Origin of the sequence: Microbacterium daqui (genome assembly GCF_050408675.1) — a bacterium.
In the GTDB taxonomy this organism is placed as follows: domain Bacteria; phylum Actinomycetota; class Actinomycetes; order Actinomycetales; family Microbacteriaceae; genus Microbacterium.
Map to the genome: position 1 here is coordinate 21835 of NZ_JBNTKF010000026.1, position 12891 is coordinate 34725.

Below are 12891 nucleotides of genomic sequence, written 5' to 3' on the forward strand. Positions count from 1 at the left end.
GTGTTGCGGCGCGCGGAACCAGTGCTGTGGAGCGCGCACTGGTTCCGTTTGAGCCATGGTGCTACCGGAAGTCTCGGGAGTTGTGCTGGAGCCCAACGCGGAGATCTTCAAAAGCATCGGCGATGAGGTTGGTGACACCCTCAGGAGAGCGCTCCAGAATGCCGCGGGCGATGAGTGCGGGGGAGTCACGCACGATTGAGCGGTACTTCTGCCAGACGCCGACGGAACAGATCACATTGGTGAGGCCGGCTTCGTCTTCGAGATTGATGAAGGTGATGCCGGAGGCCGTTGCCGGTCGCTGCCGGTGCGTCACGAGCCCCGCAACGTACACGCGCCGCTCATTCTCATGGTTCCGCAATTCTCGTGAGGTGAGCACTCCGCGAGCGTCGAGCTGTGCGCGAAAGTGCGTCATCGGGTGATCTGTCGTAGAAACGCCCGTCGCCCACAGATCGGACGCCAGCGTCTCGTAGCTTGTGGGGTCGGTGAACAACGGCGGTTGCACGGCCATGACGGTGCCTGGCAAGAACTCTGGACGATCAAGCGCCGCGTTGCCTGCCAGCCACAGTGCTTCGCGACGCGAAATACCGAGGCAATCGAAAGCGCCCGCGGTGGCCAGCGCTTCTAGTTGCCCCGATGTGACGCCGGTGCGGCGTACGAGGTCGTGAAGATCACGGAACATACCGTTTGCGCGGCGCTCGTCAACGATGCGCTTCGCCGTCGTCTCACCGACGCCGGTCACTCCCGCGAGTCCGAGGCGCACCGCGAAAGCGCCATCGCGCCGGTGACGTGCGGTGTCTTCTGGCTCGTTGATGTTGAAGGGCCCAACCGGTGGCTGCTCGCGATGGGTGCACTCCTCGAGCCCGGTGGGTGCGGTGTCGTCACCGAGCGCTTCGAGGCCATCGGTGGCCTCTGAAAGAGCGAGGTCGGGGCGGAGTACCTGCACGCCATGACGGCGTGCATCCGAAACGAGCGTGGCCGACGAATAGAACCCCATGGGTTGCGAACGCAACAGGCCCGCGAGAAACGCAGCCGGGTAGTGCAGTTTGAGCCACGAGCTCGCGTACACCAGAAGGGCGAACGAGAGGGAGTGGGATTCGGCGAATCCGAAGTTCGCGAACGCCTGAATCTTTGCGTAGATGGCGTCGGCTTCTTCAACGCTCAACCCGTTGTCGGCCATGCCGGCGTAGAGCTTCTCTTTCAGAGAATCGATGCGTTCGAGCCCACGCTTTGAGCCCATCGCGCGCCGCAGTAGGTCAGCGTCTTCACCCGAACAATTGCCAATAGCCATCGCCATTTGCATGAGCTGTTCTTGGAAAACCGGGATGCCCATGGTGCGCTCCAACACCGGCTTGAGTTTCGGGTGCGCGTACGTGACCTTCTCTTGGCCGAGCTTGCGCCGCACGAACGGATGCACCGCGCCACCCTGAATCGGCCCCGGACGAATCAGGGCAATCTGAATCACGAGCTCATAGAAGCGTCGAGGCTGGAGCCGGGGGAGCAGGCCCATTTGGGCGCGAGACTCGACCTGGAAGACGCCGATGGAGTCAGCGCGGCACAGCATGTCGTAGACGCCCTTCTCCTCTTTTGGGATGGTGTCGAGCGCCCAGCGTTCACCGGTGGTTTCGGCGATGAGATCGAAGCAGTGCTGGAGCGCTGCCAGCATGCCGAGGCCGAGCAGATCGAACTTCACGAGACCCATCCAGGCTGCGTCATCTTTGTCCCACTGAATGACGGTGCGGTTCTCTTTCGTAGCGTGCTCGACCGGAACCACTTCGCCCACCGGACGGTCGGTCAAGACCATGCCGCCGGAGTGAATGCCGAGGTGCCGTGGGGCTTTGAGGAGTTCGCTCGCGTATTCAATGACTTGGTCAGGAATATCGTGTGCGGTTTGCGTCGAGAGTTCGGCGCCCCAGCGCTCCACCTGTTTCGACCAGGCATCTTGTTGGCCGGTGGAGTATCCCAACGCCTTGGCCATATCGCGCACGGCGTTTTTGGGGCGGTACTGAATGACGTTGGCGACCTGTGCCGCGCGCTCGCGCCCGTACCGGCCGTAGACCCACTGAATGATTTCTTCGCGACGATCGGAATCGAAGTCCACGTCAATGTCGGGCTCTTCATCACGCAGCGTCGACAAGAACCGTTCAAACGGCAGGTCGTACGCGATCGCATCGACGGCAGTGATGTGGAGGAGATAACAGACCGCGCTGTTGGCCGCTGAACCACGGCCCTGGCAGAGGATTCCGCGCCGGCGAGCCTCCTGCACGATGTCGTGAACGATGAGGAAGTACCCAGGAAAGTCTTTGCGCTCGATAACGTCGAGCTCTTTTTCGATGCGAAGCCGATTCTCCGGGGTGAGGTTGGGGTACTTGTCTGGCACGGCCTCCCACACCAAGTGTCGGAGCCAGCTCATCGGTGTGTGGCCAGCCGGAACCTCTTGTTTGGGCAGCGCCGGACGGGCACGTCGCAACGGGAAAGCCAGCTCATCAGCAAGTGTCACGGTATTGGCAACAGCGCCGGGGTAGCGCTGAAAACGCGCCGTCATTTCGACCCCGGAGCGCAGAAACGCGCCACCGGTGGACGGCAACCAGCCGTCGAGTTCTTCCATACTGCGGTTTGCGCGTACGGCGGCAACGGCGGCATGCAGGCGTGCTTTGGGTGGGGCTGCGTAATGCACGTTGTTGGTGGCTAGAACGGGGAGGTGATGCTTGTGCGCAAGCGCTGCCAGCGCATCGTTGCGTGCGGTATCGAGCGGATCGCCCTGGTCGGTGAGCTCGACATACACGTTGTCATGACCGAACAATGTGGTGAGGCGGTCAAGCTCTCGAGACGCCGCACTCTCGCTCACCGCTAGCGCTTGACGCACCGAACTCTTGCGGCACCCGGTGAGCACCGCCCACTCCTGCCCAGAAGCCGCCGCCAACTCCTCCCAGACATACACCGGGCGACCCTTTTGGCCACCCTGCAGCTGACCGTGAGTGAGAGCACCGGCGAGTCGGTGGTACCCCTCTTCGCCGCGGGCAAGCACCAGCAGATGAGTTCCGACCGGGTCGGCTTCACCGTTCTGCCGATTCGGGAGTTGTATCGACAGCTCGCTCCCGAAGACGGTCTTCACCGAGGTCTGTTCCGCGGCCTCGGCAAACCGCACGATGCCGTAGAAGCCATCATGATCGGTCATTGCCAGCGCGTGCAGGCCGAGACGGTCAGCTTCTTCGACGAGTTCTTCCGGGCTGGACGCGCCATCAAGGAAGGAGAACGATGAGTGCGTGTGGAGTTCGGCATACGGAACCGCATCGTCAGGGCGCTGGTGCGGTGGAGCAATGTACTCGCCACGCTTGTGCGACCATGCGGGGGAGTCACCGCCGTCGGCACCGGAGGGCGTGGTCTTGGGGCGCCTGGTTTCAGTAAGGACGCGCTCCAGCTCTGACCACGAAATTGGGGGATTCGAAAAACCCATCAGTCATACCTCCCTTCGGCCTGCCACTCATCGTTTTCGTACAGAACGACCCACGCGCGAGACTGCTCATCGACGACTTGAAAGCGGTACCGCGGTTGCTGATTGAGCCAAAACCGCTCGGCGATCGGCCAGGGCCCTGCCCAGGACGAAATTCGCAGACGCTGTCGCCCCACGACGAAGTACTCCGGAGTACCAGCGGTGTCGCCACGCTCAGTCACGTGCACGCGCTCGCCCATGGCAGTCAGCACATCGATCTCGTCATGTGGGGCCAGCGTTGTGGGCAGTGGCGGCTCCAAATGCCCGGGCCACGGGCGATCACGCACGGCCGTTGTCACAACACGATCACCCCACGGAACCAAGTGCTGCCGGTCACCCAACAACCGACCACCGGTGACCTCCGCGGTCACGACACCGCGGTGACCAAGAATTGCCTGCACGCGTGAGAGGGCATGGTGCACGCGAGCATCAGGGCCACGCCCCACGAGCGCCGGCTGATGGTGCATGGCGGCATCAACTGCCTCCGGAACGAGCCGCACTTTCGCGACCGGACTCTGCACCGCTTCGTCAGGCTTTTCCCACGCGGCCTGCAATTGCCAGCGCACACGATCGACGAGGGCAGCGGCATCAAAACAGGTGGGGTGTAGCCACACGCGGTCAGTCATGATGCCGCGATCATCGGTGAACTCGACGCGAATCTCAGTACACACGAGAGCGGCGGCCGCCACCGCGGCAATAACCTCATCGGCTGTCTGACGCACCGCAAACGCCACCTGCTCCGCAATCTCCAGCGGTGGCTCGAAAGCGATCTCGCGAGCAAGCTCTGGCGGTGGAACGCGCGGTGTGATCTCCCGAGAATCACGACCACCAGCCAACGACTGCAACTGAGCACCTCGCTCTGACAGCCGATCACGCACCAACGCCTCGTCAAGGGCAGCGAACTGCCCGAGGGTGTGAACCCCCAACCGTGACAGCAGGCTTGCAATATTGGGGTCATCGAGAATCGCGACCGGAAGCGGTGCGAGAAAGGCCGCGGCCTCACCAACGGCAACAATACGAATGCGGTGCTCGCTGGCATCGACAAGAGCGGTACGCGCTGCCTGCTCGGCGGTAAACGGGCCATCAGCAACGCCCACATGAACCGTATCGATGCCGTGCTCACGCGCAGCATCGATGAGCACGCGAGCCGCCTCGCGCTCACCGCCGTAATAGCGAGAAGGGCCGCGCGAACGAAGCACGCACAACCCCGGCCGCACAATGTGCACGCCCGGAGCCTGTGCCTCAATGCGGGAGACTACGGGGCTAAACGCTCGCGCATCACGATTAGGATCATGCGGCATGAGTCGCAAATCAGAACACGCCGCCTGCGCATCACGCCGCCGCTGCCCACGCCTGACGCCGGCAGTGCGCGCGGCGGCCGAACACGCCACGATGGTGTTGCCATGCGTGACAGCCACCGGCGCATCAGCCACCCAACCGGTTGGCGTCGTAAGCGCACGAGCGGTCACTGGCCAATCAGGAAACCACAGCGCAATGGTGCGCAGCGGTGACGGTGCTGTCAGCGTTGTCATGCGACCACCGTGAGATGAGCGCGACGATCAGTGGCCGCCACATCATCAGCAACATGTGCCGGGGCTGCCGCAGGAATGAACGGAACCACGGCGCCGGCAGGGCCAGGGAGCAAGACTCGGGTGCGCCGGGCTGCCGGAAACCGCCGCCCGCGCGCAGAGATTGTCACCGCGCGTGATTGCAAAGCACCATAGCCATTGCCGATGCCGCGCCAACTGGCCTCGGAGAGCGAAAGCGTTGCTTCGGAGCCGGGCCACTCACCCAGGACCAAAAGCACGCCACCGCGCTCGCGCAGGCGCGCACTGAGACGGGCAACATCGGCGTCATGTGGGCGTGACGGGGGTCGAATTGCGATCACCGGAATGACTTCGGCCAGAGCAGCCACTACCGCAAGCCACCGGTCGCCGGGGTGCGGCACCATGACAAAACGCTCCAACGCCACACCAAACCCCTCGGCGGCCTCCGCGGAAAGGGAGTCAAAGCCCACCGCAGCGCACCACGAGCCCGCTGTTGATGGTTCCGCCATCAGCGACAGCATCACGCTGATTGACGAATCAATCGCGTAGGTCGCGCCCGGCTTGAGCCCGCCGTCGAAGAACAGCGGAACCAGGGGAGCAGAGACCGGAATGACCGCAGTGTCTGCGCGACGGCGCTCGGCACGCTCAATCTGCTCACGCAGACTTTCGAGCGACACCGGCGCAGAACTCGCACGGAGGGGAACAGTCATAAATACATCCTAGAAAGTATGTTCTAAATGATCAACCTTTCATAAGACGCTATCTCGAAGATCAGACATTGACTTTTGGCTGCACAATGCCGCCGGCGCGTTAGGGTTCAGCTATGCGAATCGAGTTCGAATCCACGCTGTGGCTATGGGAAGCCAAAGCGGAGGCCTGGACGTTTGTGACCGTGCCGACGGAGCTCTCCGACATGATTCGCGAGATTCCGCGCGTGCCGCGAGGTTTTGGTTCCGTTCGCGTGCGTGCGCACGTCGGCGACCAGGAGTGGAGCACATCGATCTTTCCCAGCAAGCAAGAACAGGGGTATATCTTGCCGATCAAGCGTGCCATTCGTGAGGCGGTCGGCGTTGATGTGGGAGATGCGTTTTTAATTCAACTGGATATTCTTGACGGCTAAGGCGGCGGCTTTGTAGGTAAGTGATAGCCAAAGGTCGCTGCGGTGCCCCGTCCACCCATGTCGTGCACAAAATCTAGGAAAGTATCCGGATGGGGCTTGCATCTTCATGAGAAGTATCTCATTATTGAAGTGTCCCTGGCGCGGATATCCGCACTGCGAGAAGTCGAACACCCCTTAGTTCGTTTCGCGGAGTCCGCAATACCAGACCAAGACAGTTTCTGAAGACTGTCAGGATTCGGTCCGGCCCATTCGTCCCCACGAGGCCGGGCCGAATCCTTTTATCCACAGGTTGCTGGCGGCCCACCCGGAAGCAACGTGCGCTCGGTACGCTCCCACTGGGAGGGGCGATGCCATCAGCGAAAGAACAGACCGCACAGGCGCTGCGTCAGTACGCCGCGCCTACGGCAGTGGTTGCCCTTGTCGCTAGTGCCATTGCGGTGCTGATGTGGTTGACCGGAGGGTTCGCCCGAGCGAATCCGAATCACGGGTTGGTCACCGACGTCACGATCTTTGTCGGTCTGATTGGCTTCGCAATTTTTACTGCATGCCTGGTCATTATTGACTTCGCACACCACCTTCTCCCTCATATCATCATGATTCCGGCGACGATCTGGGTGCTTCTCGTGATGCTGCTGGTCTGGGTGACAGGCGGAGACGGCGATGCGGTGCTGTGGGGTCTCATGGCCGGCCTCGCCGTCGGTCTGGTGTTGTTTGGGCTCGCCCTCCTTCCTCACGCTGGGCTTGGTGGTGGTGACGTCAAGCTGGCCGCCCTGCTGACAGCCGTCGTCGGCTGGTTGAATCCACCCGCACTGTTCGGTGCACTGATGGTCGCGGTATTCGGGTCGGGGGTGTTCGCCCTGACACTCATGATGTCGAATAGGGCCACTGCCGCCTCCGCCGTTCCACTCGGGCCGTTTCTTGTTGCTGGAGCATGGATCGGGCTCGCACTCGGTCTGTTGTAAACGAGCGGGACCAGGGGGCTGGAGGGAAGAAAGATGAGGACTATGAGAACGCCACCGAACAACGAATTTTGTGCACGAAAGTGCGCTGGGCGCGTGGCATAGCCTGCTGCTAACGCACTGGTCTACAGTGTGGTCATGGCTATTGCACGACTCACGGGCGGTCCGCTCGACGGTCAGCTCATTCCCCTGGATGACGCTGACGAAACGCAACTTATCCTGCCCTACACCGAGGGGCAGCTCATCTACCGCCGCGTGGGTGCGGCGGAGAACACCGGAGAGCGCGATGGCGCAACGCAGGTAGCGTTCGCCTACGACGAGTCGACGGAACCCATTGACCCCGCCGACGACTGAGCCTGAGCGCTCGGTCGAGATCGAGCACACGTACGACGTCGACGCCGACACCGCTGTTCCGGACTGGAGCGCCCTCGACGGTGTCGCTGTTGTTGACGGCCCAGAACGCCGCAGTCTCGACGCGCACTACATCGACACTGTGGATGCGGGGCTCGCACGCCGTGGTGTGGCGATTCGTCGCCGCACAGGCGGTCCTGACGCGGGCTGGCACCTCAAGGGACCTCTGAACGACGAGGGGCGCGTAGAACTGCGCTGGCCGCTCGGTGACGATGCCACGATTCCCGATGCCATTCGCGACACCGCGGCCGACTGGGCGACCGGTGACCTGGTTCCGCTCGCCCGCATTCGCAACGAACGCGACGCCTACACGCTGCGCGACGCCGAAGGCGGTGTCATCGCAGAGTTCGTCGATGATCACGTGATTGCCACTGACGTGCGTGAGGGCACCGAGCGCACCTGGCGGGAGTGGGAGTTCGAACTCGGCCCGGCTGCACCCACCGATCGCACACGTCGCACCGCGCTGTTTGCCGCCGCGCGCGATATTGCGTACGCACAGGGCGCCCGACCGGCGTCTTCGGCCTCAAAGCTCGCCCGCGCGCTCGGCCACTAAGCAACACAAACGAAAGAGGCGGCTCCCCGCAGGGAGCCGCCTCTTTTGCGTGTCAGATCAGAAGTTGATCATGTGGCCTGCGAGACCGTGGAAGGTCTCCTGCAGCGCCTCAGACAGCGTCGGGTGCGTGTGCACGTTGCGTGCCATTTCGACAGCCGTGAGGTCCCACTTCTGAGCCAGCGTCAGTTCGGGCAGTAGCTCCGAAACATCCGGACCAATCATGTGAGCGCCGAGCAACTCGAGGTGTTCAGCGTCAGCGATGACCTTAACGAAGCCAACGGGCTCGCCGAGACCGTGTGCCTTGCCGTTTGCCATGAAGGGGAAGACCGAGACCTTGATCTCGTGTCCCTCGTCCTTAGCCTGCTGCTCGGTAAGACCGAACGACGCAACCTGCGGCTGGCAGAACGTAGCGCGCGGCATCATGCGGTAGTCGCCCAGCGTCTGCGTCTCGGCGTTGCCGATCGTCTCTGCGGCAACAACGCCCTGAGCTTCGGCAACGTGCGCCAGCTGGAGCTTAGCGGTGACGTCACCGATCGCGAAGATGTGCGGCACGTTGGTGCGCATGTAGTCGTCGATGGCGATAGCGCCGCGCTCGGTGAGCTCGACACCGGTGTTCTCCAGGCCATAGCCGGTGACGTTCGGTGCAAAACCAACCGACATGAGAACCTTGTCGGTCTCGATCGTGCTGGTGTTGCCGTCCTTGCCCGTGTACGTCACGGTGACCGACGAACCGTTGTCGACAACCGACTCCACCTTGGTCGAGGTGAGGATGTCGATGCCGTAGTTGCGGTACTGCTTCTGGATTTCCTTCGAGACATCGGGGTCTTCGTTGGGAAGCGCGCGGTCGAGGAACTCAATGATGGTGACCTTGACGCCGTAGTTGGAGAGCACGTACGCGAACTCCATACCGATGGCACCAGCGCCGACGATCACGATCGAGCCCGGAAGGTCGCGCGTCAGAATCTGCTTCTCGTACGTGACAACGTTCTCGCTCAGCTCAACGCCAGGCAGCAGACGAACGGTCGAACCCGTTGCGATGATGGCGTTGTCGAACGTGACGGTCTCGGTCGAGCCGTTGTTCAGGATGACCTGAATCGACTTCGCGTCGATGAACGAACCGCGGCCGTCGAATTCGGTGACCTTGTTCTTTTTCATCAGGAAGTGGATGCCCTTGACGCGGCCATCGGCAACGTCACGGCTGCGGTCGAACGCAACACCAAAGTCCATGGAGATGTTTTCGCCGGTAATACCGAAGAAGTCGGCCTTGTGCGCAAGCGTGTGCGCCAGTTCAGCGTTCTTCAGCAGCGACTTCGAGGGAATGCATCCCACGTTGAGGCAGACGCCGCCCCAGTACTTCTCTTCAATGATGGCCGTTTTCAGGCCAAGCTGTGCGCTTCGCACGGCCGCGACGTAACCGCCGGGGCCGGCACCGAGGATGACGACGTCAAAATGTGGCATGCCCTAAGCCTACAAGGCTGTACCAGGCTCAGGGGACAGCGCAGTAAGGGGAGAACGGAACCAGAAGGGTATTGGCGACGTGGTGGCGGGGTGGAAGGAAAGCGGAACCCAAGAAAGGGGGTGCGAAGATCGCAAAATATCCGTAGGCTCACACCCCAGGTATCGGGGGATAGCCACATCGGACTCCCGACCCGTCGAGCAATTCCGATAGGCTAAACGGAAGGAGGCCAAGCGTGTCAGAAGTACAAGGACAAAATCAGTTCCGCGACGGTCACGAAGCGCGAAACGCGGCGACGGACACTACGCAGACATTCGGGCACGACTCCGACCTGTCGTTCATCCCGTTTGGGGTGGAGCTGTCAGACGTTGAGCTCGAAGCGATCGGCGCGTTGCCTCACGGTGCCGCACTGTTGATCGTGCGTTCTGGCCCGACGGCTGGTGCTCGCTACCTCGTCGACACGGACGTGACGACGATTGGTCGTCACCCTGACGCCGACATCTTCTTCGACGATGTCACCGTGTCGCGCCGCCACGCAGAGATTCAGCGCACTGATGGTGTGTTCGAACTGATCGATCAGCGTTCGCTGAACGGTTCGTACCTGGAGGGTGAGCGCGTCGACCGTGGCGTGCTGACCGATGGTGCTGAATTGCGCATCGGTAAGTTCCGCATGAACTTCTTCTCCTCGCAGGCAGACGTCTCGAGCTCCGCTTCATAATGTCGAGCACCGCACGCGAACGTACCTCCGCTGGCGGCCTGCTGAGCATCGGTCAGGTTCTCGCTCGCCTGGAGAATGAATTTCCGGGTCTCTCCAGCTCGAAGCTTCGGTTTCTGGAGGCACAAGGAATCGTTAACCCGGCACGTACCGAGTCCGGCTACCGCAAGTTTTCTCACGCCGACGTTGAGCGGGTGCGCTTGGCATTGACGCTGCAGCGGGATCACTACTTGCCGCACTCCGTCATTCGTGAGCACCTGGCTGATATCGATGCTGGCAACAGCCCCGATGTTCCGGTGCCCCCATCGATCCACTCATCGGCTCGCCGCTACAAGCGTGCCGATCTGCTCGCAGCAGCCGCGGCACCGACCCAGCTGTTGAACGACGCGATTTCGACCGGCGTGCTGGTCGCTGCCGAGTCGTACGGAGAAGACGCCGTCACCCTGTTGCGCGCCCTTGTTGCGCTCGACCGTCACGGCATCGAACCGCGCCACGTGCGCGGTATGCGCCAGACGGCAGAGCGCGAAGTCGCTCTCATCGAATCGGCTCTTTCCGCGTATTTGCGTCGCTCTGACGCAGCCTCGCGGGCACGTGCCGATGAGCTGGCGCCGGAACTGGCAAACCGTCTCGACGAGGTTCGCCGCATGTTTGCGCAGAACGCCCTGGAGCGCATGCTGTCGTCGTAACCGGACCGTGATGAAACACGCGGCGACGCGCGCATCGAATGTCCTGGCTCCCGGCGTCAGACTGCTCTAGGTTTGAAGTAGTTGTTGAAGCTTTTGAGGAGGTGCGGGCATGGAGCTCGACGCGAGCAACCCTGACGCCACGTTGACGGCTGACCTTCTCTTCACGGACGGAATGCCCGAGCTGAGCAACGAGGTTGGCTACACCGGTAAGCAGGCTGCTAAGGCAGCCGGCATCACCTACCGCCAGCTCGATTACTGGGCGCGCACCGAACTGGTGGAGCCCACCGTTCGCGGTGCTTCTGGTTCTGGCTCGCAGCGCCTGTACGGCTTCCGCGACATTCTCGTGTTGAAGCTTGTGAAGCGTCTGCTCGACACCGGCATTTCGCTGCAGCAGATTCGTACGGCTGTTGAGCAGCTTCGTGCCGCCGGTATTCGCGATCTCGCGGGCACCACGCTGATGAGCGACGGCGCCTCGGTCTACCTCTGCACGTCGAACGACGAGGTTATCGACCTCGTGAGCCGCGGCCAGGGCGTCTTCGGCATCGCCGTCGGCAAGGTGCTGCACGAAGTCGAGTCCACGTTGCTGGAGTTCGACCCCACTGCACCTGACCCGGTCGACGAACTGGCTGCGCGCCGCGCCCGTCGCACCGCATAACAAAGCTTTCAATAAAGGCCCCACCAACTTGGGCGGATTCGTCCGGTCGTTGCAACACCGGGGGTGATTGTTAGGGCTGAATATAGCTACTGAAACGCTCGGCTGGGTTTTCCCAGCCGAGCGTTTTGCGTGGCCGACCATTAAGTTCTTGCGCAACGTGTTCGAGGTCTTCGGGTCCGAAGACGCTCAGGTCGGTGCCTTTGGGGAAGTATTGGCGCAGGAGCCCGTTGGTGTTTTCGTTCGATCCGCGCTGCCAAGGGCTGGCGGGGTCACAGAAATAGACGGGCATGTCTGTGGCCATCGTGAAGGATTTATGGCGTGCCATCTCCGCGCCTTGGTCCCAGGTCAAAGACCCACGCAGGTGCGCCGGGAGCGTGCTGATCGTCGCGGTGAGTGCTTTCGCGACGGTCTCGGAATCGTGTTGCCTGCCGGGTAGATGCACCAGCATGACGTAACGGGAAGAGCGTTCAACGAGGGTGCCGATCGCGGAACCGTTTGCAGCTCCGACGATGAGATCGCCTTCCCAATGCCCTGGGACGGCGCGGTCTTCGATCTCGGCTGGCCGTTCGCTGATCATGACCATGCCGTCACTGAACCGTGGGGTGCGCTCTCCAGGCGTCCGGCGGGGTTTGCGGCGGGTTCGGCCGGTGCGAACTGCGGCAGCGATTTCTTTGCGGAGCGAACCACGCGCCTGAACATAGAGAGCTTGATAGATCGTTTCGTGAGTCACTCGCATCTCCGCATCTCCAGGGAACTCTTGCTCCATAGCGTGACAGATCTGCTCAGGCGACCACCGCAATTTCAGCTTGTCAATCACATAGGTGCGCAACCTCGGGGACGTATCAAGCTTGCGTGATTTCGGGCGCTCCCGTCGAGCAACCGCGGCCCGTTGAGCCCGGTAAGCGCCATACAAACCCTTGCCCGGAGTGTTTCGTCGCAGCTCACGGCTGATCGTTGACGGAGCACGATCTAACCGGCGTGCGATCTCGCGAAGCGAAGCGCCGGTCGACAACAAGTCCGTGATGAGTTCGCGCTCCGCCAAGGCCAGAAAGCGCGCATCTATCGATTTTTCTAGGCGCGCCAGCGCGGCTTGCTTCTGTGTCATACCAGTGTTGTAGTCCACGACGCGGCCATCTGGATAGATACGCGCGTTTGCCGTGTGCCGGATTCCTTGGGTCAAGCCCCAGTACGTGGTGTAGCCGTTGGTGATCCTTCGGGTGTTGGTTAGGCGGTGAGCTCGAGGACGGGGTCGCTCACCTCCTCGGTTCCGGTGTCGGGGATGAGGGTGAGGCGGGACTT

Annotated in this window: 12 protein-coding genes; 7 read left to right on the forward strand and 5 right to left on the reverse strand. The window is 62.0% G+C overall.

Annotated elements, in window-relative coordinates; genetic code table 11:
* Nucleotides 1-61: 61 nt before the first annotated feature.
* The 3 genes from ACQUSY_RS12075 to ACQUSY_RS12085 are packed head-to-tail and all read right to left on the reverse strand — an operon-like array spanning nt 62 to nt 5747.
* On the reverse strand, nt 62-3454 hold the full coding sequence (locus ACQUSY_RS12075; RefSeq protein ID WP_428904716.1) for an error-prone DNA polymerase: 3393 nt from the start codon (nt 3452-3454) through the stop codon (nt 62-64).
* Entirely contained in the window at nt 3454-5022 is a 1569-nt protein-coding gene (locus ACQUSY_RS12080) for a DNA polymerase Y family protein (protein WP_428904717.1), read from the reverse strand. The genes ACQUSY_RS12075 and ACQUSY_RS12080 overlap by 1 nt, the downstream gene beginning before the upstream one ends.
* Entirely contained in the window at nt 5019-5747 is a 729-nt protein-coding gene (locus tag ACQUSY_RS12085) for a hypothetical protein (protein ID WP_428904718.1), read from the reverse strand. The genes ACQUSY_RS12080 and ACQUSY_RS12085 overlap by 4 nt, the downstream gene beginning before the upstream one ends.
* Nucleotides 5748-5860: 113 nt before the next feature.
* Here ACQUSY_RS12085 and ACQUSY_RS12090 point away from each other — a divergent pair, with 113 nt between their 5' ends.
* From ACQUSY_RS12090 to ACQUSY_RS12105, 4 genes are all read left to right on the forward strand, one after another.
* The gene (locus ACQUSY_RS12090) at nt 5861-6157 is read left to right on the forward strand and encodes a DUF1905 domain-containing protein (RefSeq protein ID WP_428904719.1); all 297 of its coding nucleotides are present in this window, start codon (nt 5861-5863) and stop codon (nt 6155-6157) included.
* Nucleotides 6158-6504: 347 nt separating this feature from the next.
* A complete protein-coding gene (locus tag ACQUSY_RS12095; RefSeq protein ID WP_428904720.1) occupies nt 6505-7119 on the forward strand; it encodes a prepilin peptidase in 615 nt (204 codons plus the stop codon).
* Between the two features lie 135 nt (nt 7120-7254).
* Complete coding sequence (locus ACQUSY_RS12100) at nt 7255-7470, forward strand: response regulator (protein ID WP_428904721.1); 216 nt, start codon at nt 7255-7257, stop codon at nt 7468-7470.
* On the forward strand, nt 7451-8080 hold the full coding sequence (locus ACQUSY_RS12105; protein ID WP_428904722.1) for a CYTH domain-containing protein: 630 nt from the start codon (nt 7451-7453) through the stop codon (nt 8078-8080). Before ACQUSY_RS12100 ends, ACQUSY_RS12105 begins: the two co-directional genes overlap by 20 nt.
* Nucleotides 8081-8137: 57 nt before the next feature.
* On the opposite strand, the gene lpdA is transcribed toward ACQUSY_RS12105, so the two are convergent.
* Nucleotides 8138-9538 (reverse strand): dihydrolipoyl dehydrogenase, encoded by a 1401-nt coding sequence (lpdA, locus tag ACQUSY_RS12110; protein WP_428904723.1) that lies wholly within the window; start codon nt 9536-9538, stop codon nt 8138-8140.
* Between the two features lie 233 nt (nt 9539-9771).
* Here lpdA and ACQUSY_RS12115 point away from each other — a divergent pair, with 233 nt between their 5' ends.
* The 3 genes from ACQUSY_RS12115 to ACQUSY_RS12125 all read left to right on the forward strand — a co-directional run bounded on the left by ACQUSY_RS12115 (nt 9772) and on the right by ACQUSY_RS12125 (nt 11592).
* Nucleotides 9772-10254 (forward strand): FHA domain-containing protein, encoded by a 483-nt coding sequence (locus ACQUSY_RS12115; RefSeq protein WP_428904724.1) that lies wholly within the window; start codon nt 9772-9774, stop codon nt 10252-10254.
* Nucleotides 10254-10937, forward strand: coding sequence for a transcriptional regulator FtsR (gene ftsR / locus ACQUSY_RS12120; RefSeq protein ID WP_428904725.1), 684 nt, complete (start codon nt 10254-10256; stop codon nt 10935-10937). The genes ACQUSY_RS12115 and ftsR overlap by 1 nt, the downstream gene beginning before the upstream one ends.
* Nucleotides 10938-11046: 109 nt before the next feature.
* Nucleotides 11047-11592 (forward strand): MerR family transcriptional regulator, encoded by a 546-nt coding sequence (locus ACQUSY_RS12125; RefSeq protein ID WP_147825878.1) that lies wholly within the window; start codon nt 11047-11049, stop codon nt 11590-11592.
* Between the two features lie 70 nt (nt 11593-11662).
* Here ACQUSY_RS12125 and ACQUSY_RS12130 read toward each other — a convergent pair whose 3' ends face one another.
* Nucleotides 11663-12772 carry an IS30 family transposase gene (locus ACQUSY_RS12130; protein WP_428904726.1) on the reverse strand — a complete coding sequence of 370 codons (1110 nt, stop codon included), beginning with the start codon at nt 12770-12772 and terminating at the stop codon, nt 11663-11665.
* Between the last annotated feature and the right edge of the window lie 119 nt (nt 12773-12891).